This is a genomic window from Angustibacter luteus, assembly GCF_039541115.1.
GTDB lineage: Bacteria > Actinomycetota > Actinomycetes > Actinomycetales > Angustibacteraceae > Angustibacter > Angustibacter luteus.
In genome coordinates this window covers 476,889-500,195 of the sequence record NZ_BAABFP010000008.1, presented here as the reverse complement: position 1 = coordinate 500,195, position 23,307 = coordinate 476,889, and the positions used below count along the sequence as shown (strand labels likewise).

The following is a 23,307-nucleotide window of genomic DNA, read 5'->3' as shown; positions in this document are numbered from 1 at the left end:
ACGCTAGACCTGTGCGGCGGGTTCGTCCAGACTTGCCGGGTTTGCGGTTCCAGTACGTTGACCCGATGCAGAGCGAAGCGGCCACGAAGGGTGCGGCGGGCGTCGTCCTGCTGACACTGGCATCAGGCCAGTTCCTGATGACGCTGGACAGCTCGGTGATGAACGTGTCGATCGCCACGGTCGCGCAGGACCTGGGGACGACGGTCACGGGCATCCAGACCGCCATCACCTTGTACACGCTGGTCATGGCGTCCTTGATGATCACCGGCGGCAAGATCGGCCAGATCGTCGGACGCAAGCGCGCGTTCGGCATCGGCTGCGTGATCTACGGCTGCGGGTCCCTGGTCACCTCGCTCGCCCCCAACCTCACCGTGCTGATCCTCGGCTGGTCGCTACTCGAGGGCATCGGCGCCGCCCTGATCATGCCCGCCATCGTCGCCCTGGTGGCCTCCAACTTCGAGCGGGCGGAGCGGCCCCGGGCCTACGGTCTGGTGGCGTCGGCCGGCGCGATCGCCGTCGCCGCCGGACCGCTGATCGGCGGTCTCTTCACGACGTACCTGTCGTGGCGGCTGGTGTTCGTGGCCGAGGTGTTCATCGTGATCGCGATCCTCGCCGTCGGCCGGCGCATGGCCGACGTCAAGCCGCAGGGGCGGGTTCGCCTCGACCTGGTGGGTACGGCGCTGTCCGCCCTTGGCCTCGGCCTGATCGTGTTCGGGATCCTGCGCTCGGGCGAGTGGGGTTTCGTCCGCGCCAAGCCGTCCGCCCCGGAGTGGCTCGGCCTCTCGCCGGCGATCTGGCTGAGCCTGGCCGGTGGCGTCGTCCTGTGGGTCTTCATCGGCTGGGAGAACCGCCGCCTGTCCCGCGACCAGGAGCCGCTGGTCGATCCCGCGATCCTCGGCAACCCGCAGCTGCGCGGCGGTCTGACCGCGTTCTTCTTCCAGTACCTGCTGCAGGCCGGGCTGTTCTTCGCGGTGCCGCTGTTCCTGTCGGTCGCGCTCGGTCTGTCGGCCATCGCCACGGGCGTGCGGCTCCTGCCGCTCTCGATCACGCTGCTCGTGGCCGCGGCCGGCATCCCCAAGGTCTTCCCGCACGCCTCGCCGCGGCGGGTCGTCCAGCTCGGGATCCTGGCCCTGTTCGCCGGCATCGTGGTGATGCTCGTCGCCCTGGACGCCGATGCCGGCGCCGAGATCGTGACGTGGCCGATGCTGCTGGCCGGGCTGGGCATCGGCGCCCTGGCCTCGCAGCTGGGCAGCGTCACGGTGTCGTCGGTGCCGGACGAGGAGGCCGGCGAGGTCGGCGGGTTGCAGAACACCGTCACCAACCTGGGGGCCTCGATCGGCACCGCCCTGGCGGGCGCCCTGCTGATCTCGGCGCTGACCACGTCATTCCTCAGTGGCATCCAGGCCAACCCCGACGTGCCGGCCGAGGTCTCGGCCACCGCCACGACGCAGCTGGCGGCGGGGATCCCGTTCGTCTCCGACGCCCAGCTGCGGACGGCCCTGGACGACGCAGGGGTCCCCGCGGCGACGTCCGATGCCGTGGTGAAGGAGAACGCCGCGGCGCGGCTGGACGGCCTGCGGGCGGCCCTGGGGATCCTCGCGCTGATCGCGCTGGTCGGGTTGTTCTTCACCCGCAAGCTGCCGACCGAGCAACCGGCAGTAGTCGCCGCCCGGGAGGCGCCGGCCTGAGGCCCTGGCGCGTGCGGTGGTGCTGGTGGCCAGGGGCGGGGTCGAACCGCCGACCTTCCGATTTTCAGTCGGACGCTCGTACCAACTGAGCTACCTGGCCCTACAGCCTGCCCTGGGCGAGCAGGACAAACCGTGGCGACCCCGACCGGACTCGAACCGGCGACCTCCGCCGTGACAGGGCGGCGCTCTAACCAACTGAGCTACGGGGCCAAATGAACTGCGCCGACCGATCGTACCGACAGCGCAGGTAGTACCCCCAACGGGATTCGAACCCGCGCTGCCGCCTTGAAAGGGCGGTGTCCTAGGCCGCTAGACGATGGGGGCGTCGTGACGCCTCCGAACGTGCCAGCGTCGAGGACCGGTTCAGCATAGGGGACACCTGCCGAGTTCTCCAAAGCGGGAACATCCGAGCGGCCCAAGGGGCTGTCGCTGCCGTCAGTAGACGCTATGAGAGGACCTCCATGCAGACCCGCACCCTCGGCACCGCCACCGTCTCCGCGATCGGTCTCGGTGGCATGCCGCTGTCGATCGAGGGCCGTCCGGACCGCGACCGGGCGCTCCGCACCATCCACGCCGCGCTCGACGCCGGCGTCACCCTGATCGACACCGCGGACGCCTACCACCTGCACGCGGACGACGTCGGACACAACGAGGAGCTCATCGCCGAGGCGCTGCGCACCTGGTCCGGCGACCCCGACACGATCCTGGTCGCCACCAAGGGCGGCCACCTGCGACCGGGCGACGGTTCGTGGACCCAGGACGGCTCGCCCGAGCACCTGCGCAGCGCCGTCCAGGACTCGCTCAAGCGCCTGGGCGTCGACCGGATCGACCTCTACCAGTTCCACCGCCCGGACCCGGACGTCGCCTACGAGGACTCCGTGGGCGCCGTCCGCGACCTGCTCGACGAGGGCGTCATCGCCCAGGCCGGCATCTCGAACGCGAACCCGGACCAGATCGCCCTGGCCCGCTCGATCCTCGGTGGCCGGCTGGCCAGCGTGCAGAACCAGTTCTCGCCGCGGTTCCGCTCCAGCGAGCCCGAGCTGCAGCTCTGCGACGAGCTGGGCATCGCCTTCCTGCCGTGGAGCCCGCTCGGCGGCATCACGAAGGCGGCCGACCTCGGCTCGTCGTACGCGCCGTTCGCCGAGGTGGCCGACGCGCACGGGGTGAGCCCGCAGCAGGTCGCCCTGGCCTGGGAGCTCGCCAAGTCGCCGTGGGTCATCCCGATCCCGGGCTCGAGCCGGCCCGAGACGATCCTGGACTCGGTGCGGGCCGTCGACCTCGAGCTCACCGCCGACGAGCTCGCCGCGCTCGACGCCATCGCGATCTGACCGTCGCGCGAACAGGACTCACCCGCCCGCGATCGACCGCCCGAGCACGTGGGCGGGGGCCCGGGCCGCGCGAGTCCTGTTCGCGCGACGTGATCGCGACGACGCACGGCAGACTGACCTCGTGGTCGAGATGAGCGAGCAGGACTTCGAGGCGGCCGTCGCCGCCGGCCTGGACTCCGTGCCGCCCGAGCTCACCGCGCTGATGCGCAACGTGGTCGTCCTGGTCGAGGACGAGCCGCCCGCCGACGAGCCGTCCGACACGCTCGGCCTCTACGTCGGCATCCCGCTCACCGAGCGAGACCTCGGCTGGGGTGGCGGCCTCACCCTGCCGGACCGCATCATGATCTTCCGCGGCCCCACGCTGCGCGCCTGCACGAGCGAGGAGCAGGTGGTAGAGGAGGTCGCGGTCACGGTCGTCCACGAGATCGCGCACCACTTCGGCATCGACGACGACCGCCTGCACGACCTCGGCTGGGATTGAGGGCCCACCCGACCGCTCAGAGCAGCCCGGCGTCGTGCGCCAGGATCGCGACCTGCACCCGGTTCCCGGCGTCCAGCTTGGTGAGCAGCCGGGACACGTGCGCCTTCACGGTGGCCTCGCTCATGAAGAGCTCGCGGCCGATGTCCGCGTTGGACAGCCCGCGAGCGACCCCCACGAGCACCTCCCGCTCGCGGGCCGTCAGCACGTCGAGCCGGGCCAGCGCGGACCGTTGCCGGGACGACGCCCCGCCGCCCGCGAAGTGGCCGATCAGCCGCCGGGTCACGGCCGGCGACAGCATCGCCTCGCCGGCCGCCACCACCTGGACGGCGCGCACCAGCTCGCGCGGCGGGGTGTCCTTGAGCAGGAACCCGGACGCCCCCGCCTCCAGCGCCCGGAACACGTAGTCGTCCAGGTCGAACGTGGTGAGCACGACGACTCGCGGCGGGTCCGCCAGGGCGAGCACCTCGCGGGTCGCGGCCAGCCCGTCGAGCCGCGGCATCCGGATGTCCATCAGGACGACGTCCGGCCGGTGGGCCCGGACCGCGTCCACCGCGTCCGCGCCGTCCTCGGCCTCGCCGACCACGTCGAGGTCCTCGGCGGCGGACAGGATCATCCGCAGCCCGGCCCGAACCAGCCCCTCGTCGTCCACGATCAGCACCCGGGTCACGCGCCTGGCTCCTCAACCGGTTCGACGGCGTCCGCGCCTGGTGGCTCCGCGCCCTCGGTGGCCGGCGCTGCCCAGGGCAGGTGCGCCTGCACCCGCCACCCGCCGTCCCCGGCCCGGCCCCACTCCAGCTCCCCACCGACGAGCTCCACCCGCTCGCTCAGGCCGACCAGCCCCATGCCCGACCCGGGCAGCAGCGTCGCCGCCGAGACCGGCACCTGGTTGCGCACCTCGACGTCCAGCCCGACGCCCTCCGCACCGCTGAGCAGCACCACCGTCGAGGCGGCGCGGGCGTGCTTGTGCACGTTGGTCAGCGACTCCTGCACGATCCGGTAGGCCGTGCGGCCCAGCACGGCCGGCGGCGTCCCGGTGACCTCGCAGCGCAGGTCCACCGCGACTCCGGCCACCCGAGAGGCCTCGACCAGGCGGCCGATCTCGGCGATGCCGGGCGCGGGCGCCAGATCGGACCCGTCGGGTGAGTCGTCGGTGCGCAGGACGCCCAGCACGCGGCGCAGGTCGTCGAGGGCCTCGCGGGCGGTCGTGCGCACCAGCGCCGCGGTCCGCTCCACCTGCTCGGGCCCGGCACCGGCGTTGACCTCCAGCGCGCCGGCGTGCAGGGCGATGAGCGACACCTTGTGCGCCAGGACGTCGTGCATCTCCTGAGCGATCCGGTGCCGTTCCCCCAGCCGGGCCTGGTCGGCGCGCGCCTCGCGCTCGGCCTCGGCGGTCTCGGCCCGCTCGCGCAGTGACGTCACCAGGTCGCGGCGGGCGCCGACGTACGCGCCGAACGCCAGCACCGCCGCGAAGTACAGGGTGGAGGTCAGGAAGATCGAGACCAGGTTCATGCTGTGGTCGGTCAACGCCGTGCGGACGACGTCGACCACGAAGCACAGCGCGGTGATCGCCCACAGCACGCGGTCGCGCCGCCGGATCGCCAGCGTGAACAGGGCGACGGTCAGCGCTGCCGGGATCCCGGTGATCGCGGCGCAGACCAGGGTGATCAGGGTGACGGCCACCGGGTAACGGCGCCGCCACCAGAGCACCACGGCGGAGACGATGCCGACCACGACGAGGACGAACACCCAGTCGTCCGCGCTCTTGCCGTCGCGGTTGGCGGCGTAGCCGAGGTTGATGCTGAGGACCACCAGGACGAACAGCACGTCCCTCGCCCGCGGGCTGACCCGGGCGCCGAAGACCCGGGCACGCTGCCAGCGCAGGTGCGCGTTGGTCCACAGGGAGGTCACGGCCTCCAATGTAGGGCGGCGGCGGCGCCGAGGACGTCGTCCGGACGTCGACCCCCGGACCGCGTGACCCCCTACTTTCGTCGGGGGTCGGCGGGGACGATCGGCCGATCCGGGCGGCGCGCCGGACCCGTCAGGATGGAGCCCATGATCACCGTCACGAACCTCACGAAGCGCTACGGCCACACCCTGGCCGTGGACGACATCAGCTTCACCTGCGCCCCGGGGACCGTCACCGGCTTCCTCGGCCCGAACGGCGCGGGGAAGTCCACCTCGCTGCGCATGCTCACCGCACTCACCCCGCCCACGTCCGGCACCGCCACCGTGGACGGTCGCCGCTACCGCGACCTGCCCAACCCGGGCCGGGTCGTCGGGGTCATGCTGGACGCCGCCGCCGCGCACGCCGGCCGGACCGGCCGCGAGACGCTGCAGGTGGCCGGTGAGGTCCTCGGCGCCCGCAGGGGGGCGGCCGACGACATGCTCGAGCGGGTCGGTCTGGCCTCGGCCGCCGGACGCCGGGTCGGCCAGTACTCGCTCGGCATGCGCCAGCGGCTCGGCATCGCGGTCGCCCTGCTCGGCGACCCGGCCGCGCTGGTGCTGGACGAGCCCGCCAACGGCCTGGACCCCGAGGGCATCCGCTGGATGCGCGAGCTGCTGCAGGACTTCTCCCGCCGCGGCGGGACGGTGCTGCTGTCCAGCCACCTGCTCAGCGAGGTGCAGGCCACCGTCGACCGCCTCGTGGTGATCGGCAAGGGCAAGATCGTCGCCGAGGGGGACCTCGCCGAGCTGCTGGCCGGGTCGGGCATCAAGGTCCGCGGGCTGGACCCGCAGGGCCTGCACGCCGCGCTCGTCGCGGCCGGGCTGAACCCGACGCCGCTGCCGGACGACGCGTTCACCGTGGACGCCACCCCCGAGCAGGTCGGCCGCGCCGCCGCCGCGGCCGGGCAGGTGCTGCTCGAGCTGCGCGCCGCCGACGGCGCCGGCCTGGAGGACCTGTTCTTCACCCTCACCGCGGGCACCGAGCTCGCCGACGACAAGGACGTGGCATGAGCACCGCCGACACGAGCACGGTCGACCAGTCCCGCCGCCCGACCGAGCACCCGTCGAACCTCGGACCCGTCGTCCGGCCCTCGTTCGTCCGGCTGACCCGGATCGAGCTGCGCAAGGCGGTGGACTACCGCGCCGGCCGCTGGATCCTCGGCGTGATCGTCGGGTTGGCCGTCCTGGCGCTCGGCTGGCTGGTGTGGGCCTCCTGGCACGACCCGCAGGGCGAGATCATGTTCCGCGACTTCGCCGGTGCCGCCCTGGCCGCCGCGGCCTTCCTGCTGCCGGTGCTCGGCATCCTGGCGATGACCAGCGAGTGGTCCCAGCGGACGGCGCTCACCACGTTCACGCTCTCACCGCGGCGGATCCCGGTGCTGCTGGCGAAGCTGGTGGCGGCGCTCCTGCTCATGCTGGGCGTCATGGTGGCGATCACCGTGGTGGCCGCCCTGGCGACCGCGCTGGCCGGGGCGATCAGCCCCGACTCGGTGACCTGGGCCGGCGAGGACCCGTGGAGCTACTGGGCCGGCCAGTACCTGACCCAGGCCATGTTCGTGCTCATGGGTGCCGGGTTCGGCGCCCTGATCCCGATCACCGGGGTCGCCCTGACCGCCTTCTTCGTGGCCCCCTTCCTGTTCGCCGTCCTGGCCAACACCCTGCTCAAGCACGTCGGCTCGTGGTTCGACGTCTTCAGCGCGTTCGACCGCATCGGTCAGTTCAAGCTCGACGGCAAGGGCTGGGAGTCCCTGACGTCGATCCTGATCTGGGTCGTCGTCCCGATCGTGGCCGGGCTCTACCTGAGCAACCGCCGCGAGGTGAAGTAGGCCGGTCCTGTTCGGGCCCGGCTCAGGGACCGGGTCCGAGGCAGGGCTCAGCGCGAGGCGCGTCGTCGAGCGGACGGCGCGCCTCGCAACATGCGCAGCACCGCCCGTTCGATCGCGCCGTGGGTGGCCGGGTGGCCGGGCTGCACGTCCTCGCCGAGCTTGCGCAGCGCGGGCTCGATCGTCGTCCCGTCCTCGAACAGGTCGATGACCCGCGGGTCGACGTAGGACGCCCTGGCCACCGCCGGGGTGTTGCCCAGGTAGTCGGCGACCTCGCGCATCGCGCGGGCGATGGCGCGCTTGCGGGACGACGGCGTGCCGGCGGCGTTGGTCGACACGGCGAGTGCGACCGCGGCGAGCACGGTGCCGTGCCAGGTGCGGAAGTCCTTGGCGGAGACCTCGCCGCCGACGACGTCCTTGACGTAGGTGTTGATGTCCTCGCTGGTGATGTCGCGCCAATTCCGTCCGTCGCGGTACGCGAGCAGCTCGTCGGTGCCACCTCGCCTGCGCCGCAACGTGTTCACGGCCGCGAGCAGCTCGGGGTCGCCAAGCGCGACGTAGCGTTCCTTGCCGGACTTGGCGGTGTACTCGAACACCACCAGGTCGCCGTCGAGGCTGACCTGGTCGCGGGTGATGGTGGCGAGCCCGTAGCTGCCGTTCTGCTCGGCGTACGTCTCGCCGCCGATCCGGAAGAAGCCGAGGTCGAGCAGCCGGAACGCGGTGGCCAGCGCGCGCTCGCGGGGCATGCCGTCCAGCGTGAGGTCCTGGCTGACCCGCTGGCGTGCCTTCGGCAGGCGCGCGGCCACGGTGAGGACGCGGTCGTGCTTGGCCTGGTCCCGCTGCCGCCGCCACTGCGGGTGGTAGAGGTACTGGCGGCGTTCGGCGGCGTCCGTGCCGACGGCCTGGATGTGGCCGTTGGGGTAGCGGCAGATCCAGACCTCCTCCCAGGCCGGCGGGATCACGAGTGACTTGATCCGGGTGATCACGACGGCGTCGGTGACCGGCTGCCCGGCGTCGACGTACCGGAAGCCGCGGCCCTGCCGGCGGCGGGCGATCCCGGGGTCGGTCGGCGAGACGGTGCGCAGGCGGGGCATGGACGCATCCTGCGGGCACCCGGAGGCACCGGCAACCGCAAAGCGCTGCACGCGGCTAGGGTCCCTGTTCGAGGAGGCCGCCATGATCATCCGCCCTGCCATCGCCCGAGCGCTGCTGCGCGTCACCCGCTGGAAGGTCGTCGGCGAGGTGCCCGCGGTCGGCGTCGCGGTGGGCGCACCGCACACGTCCTACTGGGACTGGGTGACGATGCTGATGATCATGTGGCGTGGGGGCCGCAAGCCGCGGGTGCTGATCAAGAAGGAGCTGTTCCACGGGCCGCTGGGCTGGCTGCTGACGGTGACCGGCGGGGTGCCGGTCGACCGCGAGCAGCCGAGCGCGCTGATCCGGGTGCTGATGAAGCAGGCGAAGAGCGGCGAGGACTTCCTGCTGGTGATCGCCGCCGAGGGGACCCGCTCCAAGGGCGAGTACTGGAAGCCGGGGTTCTACCGGATCGCCCGCGCGGCCCGGATGCCGATCGCGCTGGGCTTCGTCGACGGGCCCACCCGGACGATGGGTTTCGGGCCGAGCCTGGTGCCGACCGGTGACGTGCGCGCGGACATGGACGTCATCCGGGCGTTCTACGCCGACAAGCACGGAGTGCACCCCGACCGGCGCACCGAGCCGCGGCTGCCCGAGGAGGACAAGCCTCAGCGGCCGGCGGACCCCACCCACCCCCCGCGGTGATCATGCACGTTCGCCCACCCGATTCGTGACCTTCGTCACCTGCGCTCGTTGAACCGTCCAGACGCAGCCCGGCACGGGCCGGGGCGAGAGCTGGAGGACGGTCGTGAGGACGAGCAACCGAACAGCACACGGACCCACCGGACGACGGACCCGCACCGGGACGCTCCTGCTGGCCGCCGCGCTGGTGCCCCTCGGGCTGAGCGCGGCCCCGGCTGGCGCGGCCAGCACGCCCGCGCCGCTGCAGCCGTGGCTGGCCCACCAGCTGACGACCGTGTCGGCGACCCTGCCGCAGTCGGTGCTCGTGCACGGCACGGACGTCGCAGCCGCCCGCCAGGCGGTGTCGGCGTCCGGGCTGCACCTGGTCACCACCTTCGACAAGATCGGCGTCGCGGTCGCGCGGGGCACGACCAGCCAGATCACGGCCGTGCGCAGCCGGCCGGGCGTCACCTACGTCGAGGGTGACCAGCCGATCGCGTTCTCCCTGGACCACTCGCACCAGGCCACCCGCGGAGCGGAGGCGGTGCAGACGCTGAACGGGGCCAACGGCAGCGCGCTGGACGGCCGCGGGGTCAGCGTCGCCGTGATCGACTCGGGCGTCGACCCGACGCACCCGTTCCTGCAGGAGCCGAGCGGCGGTACGGCGGTGGTGCGCAGCCTGAAGTCGGTCTGCCTCGACGAGTCCACCCAGAGCACGAGCTGCATCCTCGACGTCCCGACGGCGGTGGACACCGACACGCTGTCCGGTGGTGGCCACGGCACGCACGTCAACGGCATCGTCGCCGGAAGGCCGACCACCACGACCGACGGCCGCCGGCTGCAGGGCGCGGCGCCCGGCGCGAAGCTCGTCGACATCTCCACCGGCGCCGTGCTGCTCATCGTCGGAGCTGACTCGGCCCTCAACTGGGTGTTGGAGAACCACGAACACCCTTGCGGCGCAGGCGTTCCAGCCACCACCTGCCCGCCGATCAAGGTGACCAACAACTCGTACGGACCGACCGGCGGCGGTGCGTTCGACCCGAACTCGGCGACCGTGAAGCTGCAGCGCGCGCTGGCGGCCGAGGGCGTGGTGACGGTGTGGGCCGCGGGCAACGACGGTGGTGACGGGACGACGTCCCTGACCAACCCGCCCGGCCAGGACCCGACCGGTGGCATCGTCTCCGTGGCGTCCTACAACGACCAGAACACCGGCACCCGCGAGGGCACGGTCAGCGACTACAGCTCGCGCGGTGCCGCGGCCCAGACCTCGACCTGGCCGGACGTCTCTGCTCCGGGCGAGAACATCACCTCGTCCTGCCGGCCATACCTGCCGATCTGCTCGACGGGACTGGACCCGGTCAACGGCCCCGGACCGCTGGACGTCGGCACCTTCAACACCATCAGCGGGACGTCGATGGCCGCGCCGCACATCGCGGGCATCGTGGCCCAGCTGTTCCAGGCCGACCCGACCGCGACGCCGGCCGAAATCGAGGACGCGCTGAAGGCCACCGCGCACCGCTACTCCGACGGTGCGCCGTACCAGGCCGTCGCTGGCTACCAGAGCTCGTTCGACAAGGGCGCCGGCCTGGTGGACGTCGTCGCCGCGGCGACGAGGCTGGGCGCTAGCCCGCGGTGACCCGGTTGCCGCCGGCTCGCTTGGCGGCGTACATGGCCTGGTCCGCGCGGGTGATCGCACCGGGCAGGGCGGCCGCCGGTGTCGAGCAGACGCCGATGCTGGCGGTCGCCGGGCTGTCCGGCAGGGCGTCGACGGCGTCGACCATGCGCTGCGCGACCCGCTGTGCCGCAACGGCGTCCGCGCCGGGCAGCAACGCCGCGAACTCGTCGCCGCCCAGCCGGGCGACGAGGTCGCCCTCGCGCACGCTGGCGCTGAGCGCGCCGGCGACGGTGCGCAGCAGCGCATCCCCGGCGTCGTGCCCGTGGGTGTCGTTGACGTCCTTGAACCGGTCGAGGTCGATCACGAGCGCGGCCACCGGGCGTCGCGGCTCGAGCGCGGCGTGGGAGGCGACGGCGTCGTCGAAGGCCCGCCGGTTCGCGATGCCGGTGAGCGGGTCGACCAGGGCGGAACGGGCGGCCTGGTCGTGCGCGTGCCGGAGCGTGTCGAAGGAGCGCATGGTCTCGGCCACGTGCAGGGTGCGCAGCCGCTGCCGCCACAACGCGTGCGCCAGCGTCTGGCCGTACTCCAGGGTCTCGGCCGTCCCGGGCAGCCCGGCCTCGGCGAGCAGGTAGGCCCGGGTGTGCTGCAGCGCGGCGAGCTGGATCCAGGCCGCCCGCGCGTTCGCCTCGGCCAGGGTCTCGCGCAGCAGGTCCAGGGCCTCCTCGCTGCGGCCGACCCGGCCCAGCGCGACCGCGACGAACGGCGCGGACCAGTGCAGGTCGGCGGTCGCTCCGCGGACCTTGGCCCGTTCCCGCCGCGTGAGGATCTCGCCCAGTGCGGGCTCGTCCTCGCCGCAGCTGATCCGGGCGCAGCACTCCTGGATGCCCGCGCTGGTGCGCCAGCGCTCGGCGTCCGGTCCGGCGGCGGCCTGCCCGGCGCGGACGGCGTACTCCAGCGCGTCCCGGCTGTGCTTCTCCGCGTCGGCCACCAGCTCGACGCGGTAGAGCTCCAGCGCCCAGTCGAGCTCGACCTCGGCGAGGTTGAGCAGCCACATCGCGGGCGCTCCGGTCTCGGTCGAGCCACGGGTGCTGGCCTCGTACGCCGCGGTGTAGTGCGGCAGCGCGAGCTCGTACAGGCGGAGGCTGTGGAACGGCAGGGCGATGCCGGTGTGCGCGTTGCTGGCCAGCCACGGGTCCTCGACGCCACGCAGCAGCGCGTCCTCGGCGTCGACCAGGTCGCGCAGCACCGTCTCGAGGTCGTGCTCGGCGACGTCCTGCTCGCCCATCTCGACCCGCAGGACGGCGCGCAGGGACAACCCGCAGGACAGCCAGCCCGCGCTCTCCTCGCGCTCCGCCGCCTTGATCATCAGCTCGGCGGCGGCCAGCGCCGCGTGCTCGTCCCCGCCGCTCATGTAGGCCACGGCGCGCGCGAAGTGCAGACCGGCGGGACCGTCGACGAGGTCGCCGGTGGGCTCGCGCAGGAGCCGCTCCGACTCCGCCACCACCTCGGCGTGCTCACCCGACTGGCCGCGTTCCAGCAGCCGGGCTGCCACCGCGGAGACGTCGTCCATCATGCTCGTGCCTCTCTCTTCCTCACGTGACATATCGACACGTCCGGGGCGGGGTTGAGCACAAGCGCCTAGCGGAGGCCGTCCCGGTTGTCCACATCCTGAGAGACTGTGCCAAGGGGTGGACGCTGTGCGACCATGGACGGGTGATGCCTGCGCAGCCGTACCTCGTGAGTCGACGCCACGTCGACCTCGGTCGTACGCGCAGCATGATCTGTCGCGGCTGCTGACCCGCCCGGACGACGACGTCGTCACCCCGCGCGCGGCGACCGTGCCCTCGACCCAGAGCTGGGCTCCCTCGTCTGCGTGCCACCACCTCGACGAGGACCCTCATGACTGCGACGATCCCCACCTCCCGCGCCGGCCGACCGCCTGCGCCCCAAGGGCAGTGGGCTCTCGGTGACCGCACCCCGCTGAACGCCAACGAGCGCTTCAAGCAGGAGGACGACGCGCTCAACGTCCGCGCCCGGATCGAGCAGGTCTACGCGGTCGAGGGCTTCGACGCCATCACCTCGGACGACCTGCACGGCCGGTTCCGCTGGTGGGGGCTCTACACCCAGCGCAAGCCCGGCATCGACGGCGGCCGCACCGGATCCATGGAGCCTGAGGAGCTCGAGGACAAGTACTTCATGCTCCGCGTGCGGGTGGACGGTGGCGCGCTGACCACCGAGCAGCTGCGCACGATCGGCGAGGTGTCCGTCCGGTACGGCCGCGGCACCGCCGACCTCACCGACCGGCAGAACATCCAGCTGCACTGGATCCGGGTCGAGGACATGCCGGCCATCTGGGAGCGGCTCGAGGGTGTCGGTCTGCTGACCACCGAGGCCTGCGGCGACTGCCCGCGGGTGATCCTGGGCAGTCCGGTGGCCGGTATCGCCGCCGACGAGATCATCGACCCGACGCCGGCGATCGAGGAGATCCAGCGCCGGTACGTCGGCGACCCGGCGTTCAGCAACCTGCCGCGCAAGTACAAGTCCGCGATCACCGGCATGGCGACCAACGACGTCGTGCACGAGATCAACGACATCGCGTTCACCGCGGTCGTCCACCCCGAGCACGGGCCGGGCTTCGACCTGTGGGTCGGTGGCGGCCTGTCGACGAACCCGCGGCTCGCCGTCCGGCTCGGGGCCTTCGTCCCGCTGGACGACGTCCCCGACGTGTGGGCGGGAGTCACCTCGGTGTTCCGCGACTACGGCTACCGCAAGATGCGGCACAAGGCGCGGCTCAAGTTCCTGCTGGCGGACTGGGGCCCGGAGCGGTTCCGCGAGGTGCTGGAGACCGAGTACCTGGGTCGGGCGCTGCTGGACGGCCCGGCGCCCGAGCCGACCGCCGACCCGGGCGACCACATCGGTGTGCACGCGCAGCGCGACGGACTGCACTACATCGGTGCCGCGCCGCACGTCGGACGGGTCTCGGGTGAGACGCTGACGCAGCTGGCCGATCTGGTCGAGTCCCACGGCTCGCAGCGGATCCGGCTGACGCCGCACCAGAAGCTGCTGGTCCTGGACGTGCCGTCCGACGCGGTCGAGGCCGTCGTCGAGGGCCTCGGCGAGCTCGGGCTGGACGCGCGGCCGAGCCTGTTCCGCCGGCACACCATGGCCTGCACCGGCATCGAGTACTGCAAGCTGGCGATCGTCGAGACCAAGGGCCTGGCGACGGCGACCATCGGCGAGCTGGAGACCCGCCTCGCGGACGTCGCGGAGCAGCTGGACGGCCCGATCACGGTGAACGTCAACGGGTGCCCGAACTCGTGCGCCCGCATCCAGGTCGCCGACATCGGGCTGAAGGGCCAGATCGTCACGGACGACGACGGCGAGCAGGTGCCCGGCTTCCAGGTGCACCTGGGCGGCGCGCTCGGGCTCGACCCCGGTTTCGGCCGCAAGGTCCGCGGGCTCAAGGTCACCGCCGAGGAGCTGCCGGACTACGTCGAGCGCGTCGTCCGCCGCTACCTCGCCGAGCGCGCCGGCGGGGAGCGGTTCGCCACCTGGGCCGTTCGCGCGCCGGAGGAGGCGTTGTCATGAGCACCATCACGGCACCACTGCGCGAGCGGGTGGCCGAGGCCGCCAAGGAGCTGGACGGCGCCCCGGCGCTCGAGATCGTCCGCTGGGCGGTCGAGGCGACCGGGGGCAACCTGGCGGTGGCCGGGAGCATGCAGGACTCGGTGACCTCGCACCTGGTCTCGCAGGTGCGGCCCGGGGTGGACGTGCTGTTCCTGGACACCGGCTACCACTTCGCCGAGACGCTGCGCATGCGCGGCCGGGTGCAGGGCCAGCTGGACGTCACGGTCATCGACGTGTTGCCCAAGCAGACCGTCGCAGAGCAGGACGCCGAGTACGGCGCGAAGCTGCACGACCGCGACCCCGGGCTGTGCTGCTTCCTGCGCAAGGTCGCGCCGCTGGCCGAGGCGCTGGAACCCTACGACGCGTGGGTGACCGGCCTGCGCCGGGACGAGTCGCCGACCCGGGCCGGCACACCGGTGCTGTCCTGGGACGACAAGCACGACATGCTCAAGGTCGCCCCGCTGGCCACCTGGACCGACGAGGACGTCGAGAGCTACCAGGTCGAGCACGGCCTGCTGCGCAACGCGTTGGTGCTGCAGGGCTACGCCTCGATCGGCTGCCAGCCGTGCACCCGGCTCGTGGCCCCCGGCGAGGACGCGCGGTCCGGCCGCTGGGCGGGCACCGACAAGGTGGAGTGCGGGATCCACATCTGATTGCAGAGCGCGCTCTCATTCACCCGCATGGCGTATAGCCGAAAGCCACACACCGCCCCTGAGCCCGTGCCACGATGAGCCTCACGTGGTCTGGGACAGGAGGGGCGCCCATGGTCGACGGGTGGCGAGATGCCCTCCGGGAGCAGTCGATCGCGGGCGCCGACGCGGCCTCGGACCCGCAGCCTCCCACCTGGCTGAAGGCCGTCGTCGAGGCGCAGCAGCACATCGCGCGCTCTGGTCCCGGTGTCGCGGACATGGCGGCGGCGCTGGCGCAGGAGGCGCACCGGATCCTGGGCTGCGCGGTCCTGGTGCCGTTGCTGGACGAGGGCGGCCTGCGGATCGCGGCGGCGGCCGGCGACCTCCCGCCGGGCATGCGCGTCGGTCGGCGGTTCGAGGTGCTGGGCACGCTGACCGAGCGGTGCCTGCGCTCCGGCGAGCCGGTCCTGTGCCAGGACACCCGCGGCGAGTCGACCCTGGCGCCGGAGCTGTTCGCGATGCTGGGCATCCGGTCCGCGGCCCTGGCGCCACTGCGCTACGGCGCGGTGTCGCTCGGCGTGCTGGTCGCGCTCGCCCCGACCGTGCACGCGGTGAGCCAGGAGGACTGCGACGTCCTGTCGGTGCTCGCCTTCTCGGCCGCGCCGGCCATGGTCGGCTCCCGGATCGAGACGGACCTGGCGGGTGAGCGGCTGCGGCTGTCCGCGACGTCCACCCTGACCGGCGCCGGGCAGTGGCGCTGGGACGTCCTGACGAACGACCTGCAGTGGTCGCCGGAGATGTTCGAGCTGTGCGGACTGGACCCGCGGACCACCCGCCCCTCGATGTCGCTGTGGGAGTCCTTGCTGCACCCCGAGGACCGCCGGCACGAGGACCTCGCCGCGGACGTCGCCGACCGCGAGGACGGGCTGCTCGAGACGTTGCGGCTGCGCCACCCCGACGGCACCTGGCGCGAGCTGGTCGCCTGGTCGCGGGCGATCGTGGAGGGCGACGTCGTCACCTGCGTCTTCGGTGCGACGGTCGACGTCACCAGCCAGCGTGGCGCCGAGCGTGAGCTGGCGCGGCTGGCCGCGCGGGACGGGCTCACCGGTCTGGCCAACCGCAGCGTGCTGGACGACCTGTTGCGCCGCAGCATCGCGACGCTGCCGGACCCGAACGACGTGTTCGACCCGGGGGACGCCGACGCCGCGTCCGAGCTGCCCGACGACCTGGGGCCGCTGACCGCCGTCCTGCTGCTCGACCTCGACCGGTTCAAGCTGGTCAACGACACGCTCGGCCACACCGTGGGCGACGCCCTGCTGGTGGCGGTCGCGCAACGGCTCACCGCGGCGCTCGAGCTGCACGACGTCAGCGACTGCTCGCCCACGGTGGCCCGCCTCGGTGGGGACGAGTTCGTGGTGCTGCTGCCCTGGGTCGCCGGCGTCGAGGCGGCCTGCGACGTCGCCCGGTGGTTGCTGGAGGAGGTGCGTCAGCCCCTCGAGATCGACGGGCTGGACCTGGTCTGCACCGGCAGCATCGGCGTCTCGGTCGCCTCGCACTCCGGCCGGTCGGGCAGCGAGCTGTTCCGCGAGGCCGACCTCGCGATGTACCGGGCCAAGAGCGTCGGCCGGGACCGGGTCGCCCTGTACGACGGGGCGCTGCGGGCCGAGGCCGAGTCGCGGATGCTCGCCGAACGGCGGCTGCGGGTGGCGATCGAGCGGGACCGGCTGCTCGCGGTGTACCAGCCGATCGTCGGCCTGGACGGCGAGAAGGTCATCGGCGTCGAGGCGCTGATGCGGCTGCGGGACGACGACGGCCAGCTGTTGCTGCCCGAGGGCTTCATCGACGTCGCGGAGGACACCGGCCTGATCGTCGAGCTGGACCGCTACATGCTCGAGCAGGGCGTCACCAAGCTCGCCGAGTGGGGCGCCGCCGGGCTGGACCTGACGGTGCAGGTGAACGTGTCCGCGCGGACACTGGGGCAGCCGGGCTTCGAGGAGCACGTGCACCAGCTGCTGGACCAGTACGGCGTGGCGCCGACGTCCCTGCAGCTCGAGCTGACCGAGACCAGCCTGGTGCCCGGCGGTTCAGCGGCCCAGGACGCGATGCACCGGCTGGCCGCGGTCGGCGTCCGCACCGGCATCGACGACTTCGGTACGGGCTACTCGGCGCTCGCGTACCTGCAGGACCTGCCCGTCTCGTTCATCAAGATCGACCGCGCGTTCGTCAGCCGGCTGGACGGGTCGCCGCGGCCGAGCGCGATCGTGCGCGCCATCGTCCAGCTCGCGCACGCCCACGGGTACTCGGTCACCGCCGAGGGCGTGGAGTGCCAGACCCAGGCGGACCTGTTGCGGGACATGGGCTGCGACTACGCGCAGGGCTGGCTGTTCGGCCGGCCGTCCGTCGAGCAGGTGCCCCTGCTGACCTGGGGCGAGAACCGCCGAGGCGCCCCCGCCTCCTGAAAGCCCCCAGCCCTCACCCCCCACACCCACCCCCCGCGGTGATCATGCACGTTCGCCCCGCGTCCGGGGGCGGAGGCGGGGCGAACGTGCATGATCACGGGTGGTGGGGTGGGCGAACGTGCATGATCACCGGGGGGTGGGGGTCAGCGCGGCTGGCGCGGACCGCGCGGCGCGGCGCCGTCACGACGTCCGGCGTACCCGCCCTCACGACGCGGGCCACCCTGACGCGGGCCACCCTCGCGACGTCCGGCATAGCCACCGCTGCGGCGGGGGCGGTCCGTGCGATCGGCGCGCCGCGGCGGGAACAGGTCGCGCTCGGCGACCACGACACCGCTGGGCACGGCACCGCGGGTGACCTGCAGCAGTGCGTCGTCGTGCGGCGAGACCTGCTCGGGCGTTGCGTCGACGCCCGCAGCGGCGGTCAGCCGGTCGACCATCCGGCGCTGGTGCGGCAGGGCGAGGGTGATGACGGTGCCGGTGCCACCCGCGCGGGCCGTGCGACCGGAGCGGTGCAGGTAGTCCTTGTGGTCGGCGGGCGGGTCGACCTGGACGACGAGGCTGACGTCGTCCACGTGGATCCCGCGGGCCGCGACGTCGGTCGCGACCAGCACCGGGACGTGCCCGTCCTTGAACGCGGCGAGCGTGCGGTTGCGGGCGCCCTGGGCGAGGCCGCCGTGCAGCGCCGCGGCGCGCACGCCCTGCTCGCGCAGCTGCAGCGCGATGCGGTCGGCGCCGAGCTTGGTGCGGACGAAGACGACGGTGCGGCCCTCGCGGGACGCGAGCGCGGCGGTCACCGGGGCCTTGTGCGCCGGCTTCACCAGCCACACGTGGTGCTCCATGGTGGTGACGGACGCGGTGGCGTCGCTGGTGGAGTGGGTCACCGGGTCGGTGAGGTAGCCGCGGACCAGCTTGTCGACGTCCCCGTCGAGCGTCGCCGAGAACAGCAGCCGCTGGCCGCCCTTGGGCGTGTGGTCGAGCAGCTCGGTGACGGCGGGCAGGAAGCCCATGTCGCACATGTGGTCGGCCTCGTCGAGGACGGCGACCTCGACCTCGGACAGGTCGCACGAGCCGCGGTCGACCAGGTCGGTCAGCCGGCCCGGGGTGGCGACGAGGACCTCGACGCCGCGCTCGAGCGCGCTGATCTGCTTGTGGTACGGCAGGCCGCCGGCGACCAGCTTGATCCGGACGCCGATGACGTGGGCGAGCGGCTCCAGGGCGTCGTGCACCTGCATGGCCAGCTCGCGGGTCGGCACCAGGATGACGGCGCGAGGCTTGCGGGCGTTGGCCTTGCGGCCCTCGAGGCGGGCCAGCATCGGCAGCCCGAAGGCGAGGGTCTTGCCGGAGCCGGTCTGGCCGCGGCCGAGGACGTCGCGTCCGGCCAGGGCGTCCGGGATCGTCGCGGACTGGATCGGGAACGGCTCGGTGATGCCGTCGCGGGCCATCCGCTCGACCAGCCGGTCGTTCAGGCCGAGAGCGGAGAAGGCGTTGTCGGCGGAGACGGTCACCGGACGCTGACGCAGCTGGGGACGGTCGGTGGAACGGGGGTGGTGCGTGGACACAGAAGTGCTCGTTTCATGACACTGGCGCACGCAACCGCTTCGTCGCGGGGGCGTCGACGCCGGGCGCTCCAGGTGCACCCTCGGCACCGGTCGACAGCAGGTCGCTGGCCGGTGGGGTGTCGGAGCGCCGAGTGAAAGCCTGGGGGCCGTCGTCCGCCCTGGCTTTAAACCAGTGCGTTCGGACGGCGCGCGCCGACGTCGTCCAGTCTACCGGCCCTGCGGGGTGCCCCTGACCACACCACGGGAGACCCCCGTCACGTCGGGCACCATGATCGCTGCGGTGGCCGACCCGGCCGGTTGGGCGTAGACATGTCCGCATGTCTGACGTCACCGGTGACTCCAGTCCCGCACCTCAACTGAGCGAGCACCACGGCAAAGTGGTGATGCTGTCCATCGCCGCGGCGATGGGCGGCTTCTTGTTCGGCTTCGACAGCTCGGTCATCAACGGCGCGGTCGACGCCGTTGAGGACAACTTCGAGCTGTCCTCGTTCGTGACCGGATTCGTCGTCGCGATCGCCCTGCTCGGGTGCGCCGCCGGCGCCTGGTACGCCGGCCGCTGGGCGGACAAGTGGGGCCGTACCCGGGTCATGCTGATCGGCGCGATCCTCTTCTTCGTCAGCTCGCTCGGCGCCGGGTTCGCCTTCTCGGTGTGGGACCTGGCGTTCTGGCGGCTCGTCGGCGGCCTGGGCATCGGTATCGCCTCGGTCATCGCGCCGGCGTACATCGCCGAGATCGCGCCGGCGTCGATGCGCGGCCGGCTGGGGTCGTTGCAGCAGCTCGCGATCACCATCGGCATCTTCGTCGCGCTGCTCTCGGACGCCTTCTGGGCCAACACCGCCGGCGGCGCGAACGACGTGATCTTCGGCCTGCAGGCGTGGCGCTGGATGTTCATCGTCGGCGTCGTCCCGTCGGCCGTCTACGGGATCCTGGCGTTGCAGATCCCCGAGTCCCCGCGCTACCTGGTGGCGACCGGTGAGCTGAAGAAGGCGACCGAGGTGCTGCGTCGCTGGGTCGGCATGCGCGCCCCGGAGAAGAAGGTCGAGGAGATCCAGAAGACCATCGACCGCGAGCACACGCCGTCCACCAAGGACCTGCGCGGCAACACCTTCGGGCTGATGCCGATCGTCTGGGTGGGCATCGCGCTCTCTGCCTTCCAGCAGCTGGTCGGCATCAACGTGATCTTCTACTACTCGACGACCCTGTGGCAGGCGGTCGGCTTCTCCGAGTCCAACTCGTTCGTCATCTCGGTCATCACCTCGGTCACCAACGTCGCGGTGACCGTCATCGCGATCCTGCTGGTGGACAAGATCGGACGCCGGATCCTGCTGCTCGTCGGGTCGGTCGGCATGGCCGTGTCGCTGGGTGCGATGACGCTCGCCTTCACCCAGGCCGTGATGACGACGGCGTCGGACGGTACCCAGACCCCGCAGCTCGGGTCGCCGTGGAACGGCATCGCGCTGGTCGGCGCGAACCTGTTCGTCGTCTCGTTCGGGGCGACCTGGGGACCGGTCGTGTGGGTGCTGCTCGGCGAGATGTTCCCGAACCGGATCCGCGGCGCCGCGCTCTCGGTCGCCGCAGCGGCCCAGTGGCTGACGAACTTCGTGGTCACCACGACGTTCCCGCCGCTGTCGTCGGTCTCGCTGGTGCTCGCCTACGGGCTGTACACCGGCTTCGCGGTGCTCTCGTTCTTCTTCGTGCTGTGGAAGATCAGCGAGACCAAGGGCATCGAGCTCGAGGACATGAGCGGCGACGTCCGGAGCCGGCGGCCGGCCAGCGCGCCGGCGCAGACCTAGCGGTCGCAGCCCCGGCGCATCAGCCGGGCTGTTGGGACGGGATCGGCTGCGCCTCGCGTCGACGGCGTCGGCCGAGGCCGAGCGTGAGCGCGGTCGCGACCAGGCACAGCGCGCAGACGGCGAGCGTCGCGGGCCGGACGCCGACGGCGGCGGACAGCTGGCCCGCGGCGAACGAGCCCAGCGCGATCGCGCCGACGTTGACCTGGTCGAACACCCCGAACACCCGCGCCAGGACGTCGGGCCGTGCCGCGCGCTGCAGCATGGTGACCGCGACGACCTCGGCGACCATGGTCCCGGCGCCCGCCACGGCGAGCATCGACAGGGTCGCGGCGGTGGCGCCCACCACCGCGAAGGCGGCGACGCTGCCGCACAGGCAGGTCATCACCACCATCAGCACGACCCGCGACCGCCCGTGGCCCGCGCACCGGTTGACCACGGTGAGCGCGGCCAGCGCGCCGCAGGTCAGCGCCCCGTTGAGCAACCCGAAGGACGCCACCGCGGTCAGCATCATCGCCACCAGCAGGAAGCCGTAGAGGAAGTTGTCGATCACCGCGACCGTCATCGGCACCCGCACCGCCCGGTCCGCGTAGACGGCGTGCAGCCCCTCGCCCATCGCCCGCCACCACGACGCAGGGTGCGCGGCCCGGCGCGGCAGCCGTACCCGTGCCGCCACGACCGTGGCCAGGACGAAGCACAGCGTCGACACCCCCGTCGCCACCGCGGTGCTGCGGCCCACCAGCATCAGCAGCCCGAGCAGGCCGGGACCGGCCAGCCACACCACGTTCTCCGCGGCGGTGACCAACGCGTTCGCCGCCGGGAGCTGCCCGGCCGGCACGCACTGCGGGGTGGCCGCGGCGGTGGCCGGGTAGGACGGCGTCGCGCACACCGCCGTCACCGCGGCCAGCAGCACCAGCACCGGGGTGGACCAGTCGAGCACGATGCCGGCGGTGACCGCGGCGGAGGTCGCGCCGCGCACCGCGACGGTGGCACCGATCACCGCGGGTGCGGACCAGCGGTCCGCCAGTGCGCCGGCCGCGCCGGAGAAGACGGCGTACGGCGCGAAGCCGAGCGCCACGGCGATGGAGACCCAGATGCCGGACGTCGTCCGGCTGAGCACCTCCAGGCCCACGGCGAGGGTGAGCGCCAGCTGCGCCGCGGTGCCGAGGCTGTGCGCGACCACCAGACCGCGCAGGCTCCGGGAGGCCAGCGCGCCGCGGAACCGGGCCGGTTCGCCGGCTGCCTCGGGCGCGGCGACGCCGCCGTGCTCGAGCGCCGCCGCGTCGACCGCCGGCGCGGTCACCGGAACTCCTCGCGCAGCGGCGCGAAGCCGTTGAACCCGATGGTGGAGTAGGACGCCGTGTACGCGCCGGCGGAGTGCAGCCGCAGCCGGTCACCGGGACGCAGGTCGGCCGGCAGCGGATAGCGGTGCTCGGCGTAGAGGACGTCCAGGCTGTCGCAGGTCGGACCGGCCAGCACCACCGGACGCGTCGGGCCGAGCAGCGGCGCGCCGTCCCGCAGCGCCTCGATCCGGTAGCGGATGGCCTCGCCCACCGTCTCGACCAGCCCGGTGAACACCCCGGCGTCCAGGTACACCCACGGCACCCCCGAGCGCTCGCTGACCAGGACGACCTCGGTGTCCAGCGTGCCGGCGTCGGCGACCATCGCCCGGCCCGGCTCGGCCATCACCTCGGGGAGGTCCGGCCCCAGGTGGCGGTGCAGGGAGGCCGTGATGGCGGCGCCGTAGTCGGCCAGCCCACGGGTCGGCTCGAGCGTCGAGGCGGGCAGCCCGCCGCCGAGGTCCACCACGGCCAGGTCGGCGCCGCACGCGCGGACGACCCGCCGCAGCGCGGACGTGGTGGCCAGCGGCTCGTCCCACGCCTGCGGGTCGCGCTGCTGGCTGCCGACGTGGAAGGCGACGCCCACCCGGTGCCCGGCCCGCACGGCCTGCTCCAGCAGCCGCGCGGCGACGTCCGGCGGGCAGCCGAACTTGCCGCCGAGCGCCCAGTCGGCCCCCGCCCCGGACGTGCTGATCCGGACCATCACCGTGCTGCCCGGCGCGTGCTCGGTGAGCTTGTTCAGCTCGCCCACGGCGTCGAAGGTGAACCGGCGTACCCCGGCGGCGAACGCGTAGGCGATGTCGGCGGCCCGCTTGACCGTGTTGCCGTAGGACATGTCCGCGGGGTCGCCGCCGGCGCACAGCACCGCGTCGATCTCACCCGGGCTCGCGACGTCCCACCGGCAGCCGAGCTCGGCCAGGGTGCGCAGCACCTGGTGCGCGGGGTTGGCCTTCACCGCGTAGTGCAGCCGGACGCCGGGCAGCGCGGCCGTGAGCAGCGCGTGCTGCCGAGCGACCTCAGCGGTGTCGACCCGGACGACCGGAGTGCGGTCGCCGCCCCGGTCGAGCGGGCTGGACGCGAGGGCGGACGCGGTCACGGCGGGCAGGGTCTGCATGGGAGGCCTCCGGCGGGCGGCACGCCGCGTCGCGGCGTCTCACCGGGAAGGAGCCGCCGGAACCGGCGCGTGATACCGCCCGGGCGCCCTCGCTGCGAGGGTCCTTGTGCGCGGCGGGGCCGTGCACTAGACACAGGAGCGGGCCGGGGCCGACG

18 protein-coding genes and 3 tRNA genes are annotated in these 23,307 nt (G+C 72.9%); 11 read left to right on the top strand and 10 right to left on the bottom strand.

Translation table 11 applies throughout. From position 1 onward, the window contains the following. Positions 1-65: 65 nt before the first annotated feature. The gene (locus ABEB17_RS19340) at positions 66-1,688 is read left to right on the top strand and encodes an MFS transporter (protein WP_345718380.1); all 1,623 of its coding nucleotides are present in this window, start codon (positions 66-68) and stop codon (positions 1,686-1,688) included. Between the two features lie 23 nt (positions 1,689-1,711). Here ABEB17_RS19340 and ABEB17_RS19335 read toward each other — a convergent pair. The 3 genes from ABEB17_RS19335 to ABEB17_RS19325 form a co-directional block, all read right to left on the bottom strand. Further along, a tRNA-Phe gene (locus tag ABEB17_RS19335) sits at positions 1,712-1,788 on the bottom strand. Between the two features lie 33 nt (positions 1,789-1,821). After that, a tRNA-Asp gene (locus ABEB17_RS19330) sits at positions 1,822-1,898 on the bottom strand. A 41-nt stretch (positions 1,899-1,939) separates the two neighbouring features. Continuing rightward, positions 1,940-2,012: transfer RNA gene (locus ABEB17_RS19325), tRNA-Glu, on the bottom strand. Positions 2,013-2,149: 137 nt separating this feature from the next. Between ABEB17_RS19325 and ABEB17_RS19320 the strand changes: the two genes are divergently transcribed. Both ABEB17_RS19320 and ABEB17_RS19315 read left to right on the top strand, forming a co-directional pair. Beyond that, entirely contained in the window at positions 2,150-3,016 is an 867-nt protein-coding gene (locus ABEB17_RS19320; RefSeq protein ID WP_345718379.1) for an aldo/keto reductase, read from the top strand. 130 nt (positions 3,017-3,146) lie between these two features. Further along, positions 3,147-3,497, top strand: a complete 351-nt coding sequence (locus ABEB17_RS19315; RefSeq protein ID WP_345718508.1) for a metallopeptidase family protein — start codon at positions 3,147-3,149, stop codon at positions 3,495-3,497. 16 nt (positions 3,498-3,513) lie between these two features. Here the strand turns inward: ABEB17_RS19315 and ABEB17_RS19310 are convergent, their stop codons facing one another. Together ABEB17_RS19310 and ABEB17_RS19305 are read right to left on the bottom strand one after the other, a co-directional pair. Then, positions 3,514-4,164: a response regulator gene (locus ABEB17_RS19310; RefSeq protein ID WP_345718378.1), complete on the bottom strand. Its 651-nt coding sequence runs from the start codon at positions 4,162-4,164 to the stop codon at positions 3,514-3,516. After that, positions 4,161-5,405, bottom strand: a complete 1,245-nt coding sequence (locus ABEB17_RS19305) for a sensor histidine kinase (RefSeq protein ID WP_345718377.1) — start codon at positions 5,403-5,405, stop codon at positions 4,161-4,163. Before ABEB17_RS19305 ends, ABEB17_RS19310 begins: the two co-directional genes overlap by 4 nt. A 144-nt stretch (positions 5,406-5,549) precedes the next feature. Here ABEB17_RS19305 and ABEB17_RS19300 point away from each other — a divergent pair, with 144 nt between their 5' ends. Together ABEB17_RS19300 and ABEB17_RS19295 are read left to right on the top strand one after the other, a co-directional pair. Further along, the gene (locus ABEB17_RS19300) at positions 5,550-6,452 is read left to right on the top strand and encodes an ABC transporter ATP-binding protein (RefSeq protein WP_345718376.1); all 903 of its coding nucleotides are present in this window, start codon (positions 5,550-5,552) and stop codon (positions 6,450-6,452) included. Then, positions 6,449-7,267 (top strand): ABC transporter permease, encoded by an 819-nt coding sequence (locus ABEB17_RS19295; protein WP_345718375.1) that lies wholly within the window; start codon positions 6,449-6,451, stop codon positions 7,265-7,267. Before ABEB17_RS19300 ends, ABEB17_RS19295 begins: the two co-directional genes overlap by 4 nt. A 47-nt stretch (positions 7,268-7,314) precedes the next feature. Here ABEB17_RS19295 and ABEB17_RS19290 read toward each other — a convergent pair whose 3' ends face one another. After that, positions 7,315-8,358, bottom strand: coding sequence for a DNA topoisomerase IB (locus ABEB17_RS19290; RefSeq protein ID WP_345718374.1), 1,044 nt, complete (start codon positions 8,356-8,358; stop codon positions 7,315-7,317). A gap of 82 nt (positions 8,359-8,440) precedes the next feature. Between ABEB17_RS19290 and ABEB17_RS19285 the strand changes: the two genes are divergently transcribed. Both ABEB17_RS19285 and ABEB17_RS19280 read left to right on the top strand, forming a co-directional pair. Further along, positions 8,441-9,043, top strand: a complete 603-nt coding sequence (locus tag ABEB17_RS19285; RefSeq protein WP_345718373.1) for a 1-acyl-sn-glycerol-3-phosphate acyltransferase — start codon at positions 8,441-8,443, stop codon at positions 9,041-9,043. 103 nt (positions 9,044-9,146) lie between these two features. Then, complete coding sequence (locus ABEB17_RS19280) at positions 9,147-10,655, top strand: S8 family serine peptidase (RefSeq protein WP_378226992.1); 1,509 nt, start codon at positions 9,147-9,149, stop codon at positions 10,653-10,655. On the opposite strand, the gene ABEB17_RS19275 is transcribed toward ABEB17_RS19280, so the two are convergent. Further along, entirely contained in the window at positions 10,642-12,204 is a 1,563-nt protein-coding gene (locus ABEB17_RS19275; protein ID WP_345718506.1) for a GGDEF domain-containing protein, read from the bottom strand. The two genes, ABEB17_RS19280 and ABEB17_RS19275, sit on opposite strands and share 14 nt — an antisense overlap. A 329-nt stretch (positions 12,205-12,533) precedes the next feature. Between ABEB17_RS19275 and ABEB17_RS19270 the strand changes: the two genes are divergently transcribed. From ABEB17_RS19270 to ABEB17_RS19260, 3 genes are all read left to right on the top strand, one after another. Beyond that, positions 12,534-14,222, top strand: a complete 1,689-nt coding sequence (locus tag ABEB17_RS19270) for a nitrite/sulfite reductase (protein ID WP_345718372.1) — start codon at positions 12,534-12,536, stop codon at positions 14,220-14,222. Continuing rightward, a complete protein-coding gene (locus ABEB17_RS19265; RefSeq protein ID WP_345718371.1) occupies positions 14,219-14,914 on the top strand; it encodes a phosphoadenylyl-sulfate reductase in 696 nt (231 codons plus the stop codon). Before ABEB17_RS19270 ends, ABEB17_RS19265 begins: the two co-directional genes overlap by 4 nt. A 110-nt stretch (positions 14,915-15,024) precedes the next feature. Next, the gene (locus ABEB17_RS19260; protein ID WP_345718370.1) at positions 15,025-17,349 is read left to right on the top strand and encodes a putative bifunctional diguanylate cyclase/phosphodiesterase; all 2,325 of its coding nucleotides are present in this window, start codon (positions 15,025-15,027) and stop codon (positions 17,347-17,349) included. A gap of 143 nt (positions 17,350-17,492) precedes the next feature. Here ABEB17_RS19260 and ABEB17_RS19255 read toward each other — a convergent pair whose 3' ends face one another. Then, positions 17,493-18,854, bottom strand: coding sequence for a DEAD/DEAH box helicase (locus ABEB17_RS19255; RefSeq protein ID WP_378226991.1), 1,362 nt, complete (start codon positions 18,852-18,854; stop codon positions 17,493-17,495). A gap of 371 nt (positions 18,855-19,225) precedes the next feature. On the opposite strand from ABEB17_RS19255, the gene ABEB17_RS19250 reads away from it, so the two are divergent. Next, the gene (locus tag ABEB17_RS19250; protein WP_345718368.1) at positions 19,226-20,701 is read left to right on the top strand and encodes a sugar porter family MFS transporter; all 1,476 of its coding nucleotides are present in this window, start codon (positions 19,226-19,228) and stop codon (positions 20,699-20,701) included. 19 nt (positions 20,702-20,720) lie between these two features. On the opposite strand, the gene ABEB17_RS19245 is transcribed toward ABEB17_RS19250, so the two are convergent. Then, entirely contained in the window at positions 20,721-22,001 is a 1,281-nt protein-coding gene (locus ABEB17_RS19245) for an MFS transporter (protein ID WP_345718367.1), read from the bottom strand. Beyond that, positions 21,998-23,134, bottom strand: a complete 1,137-nt coding sequence (locus tag ABEB17_RS19240; protein ID WP_345718366.1) for a type III PLP-dependent enzyme — start codon at positions 23,132-23,134, stop codon at positions 21,998-22,000. Before ABEB17_RS19240 ends, ABEB17_RS19245 begins: the two co-directional genes overlap by 4 nt. Positions 23,135-23,307: the final 173 nt, after the last annotated feature.

Coding starts and splice junctions, on each gene's coding strand:
- ABEB17_RS19340 (WP_345718380.1), top strand. CDS start 66: ATGCAGAGCGAAGCGGCCACGAAGGGTGCGGCGGGCGTCGTCCTGCTG.
- ABEB17_RS19320 (WP_345718379.1), top strand. CDS start 2,150: ATGCAGACCCGCACCCTCGGCACCGCCACCGTCTCCGCGATCGGTCTC.
- ABEB17_RS19315 (WP_345718508.1), top strand. CDS start 3,147: ATGAGCGAGCAGGACTTCGAGGCGGCCGTCGCCGCCGGCCTGGACTCC.
- ABEB17_RS19300 (WP_345718376.1), top strand. CDS start 5,550: ATGATCACCGTCACGAACCTCACGAAGCGCTACGGCCACACCCTGGCC.
- ABEB17_RS19295 (WP_345718375.1), top strand. CDS start 6,449: ATGAGCACCGCCGACACGAGCACGGTCGACCAGTCCCGCCGCCCGACC.
- ABEB17_RS19290 (WP_345718374.1), bottom strand. CDS start 8,358: ATGCCCCGCCTGCGCACCGTCTCGCCGACCGACCCCGGGATCGCCCGC.
- ABEB17_RS19285 (WP_345718373.1), top strand. CDS start 8,441: ATGATCATCCGCCCTGCCATCGCCCGAGCGCTGCTGCGCGTCACCCGC.
- ABEB17_RS19275 (WP_345718506.1), bottom strand. CDS start 12,204: ATGGACGACGTCTCCGCGGTGGCAGCCCGGCTGCTGGAACGCGGCCAG.
- ABEB17_RS19270 (WP_345718372.1), top strand. CDS start 12,534: ATGACTGCGACGATCCCCACCTCCCGCGCCGGCCGACCGCCTGCGCCC.
- ABEB17_RS19265 (WP_345718371.1), top strand. CDS start 14,219: ATGAGCACCATCACGGCACCACTGCGCGAGCGGGTGGCCGAGGCCGCC.
- ABEB17_RS19260 (WP_345718370.1), top strand. CDS start 15,025: ATGGTCGACGGGTGGCGAGATGCCCTCCGGGAGCAGTCGATCGCGGGC.
- ABEB17_RS19250 (WP_345718368.1), top strand. CDS start 19,226: ATGTCTGACGTCACCGGTGACTCCAGTCCCGCACCTCAACTGAGCGAG.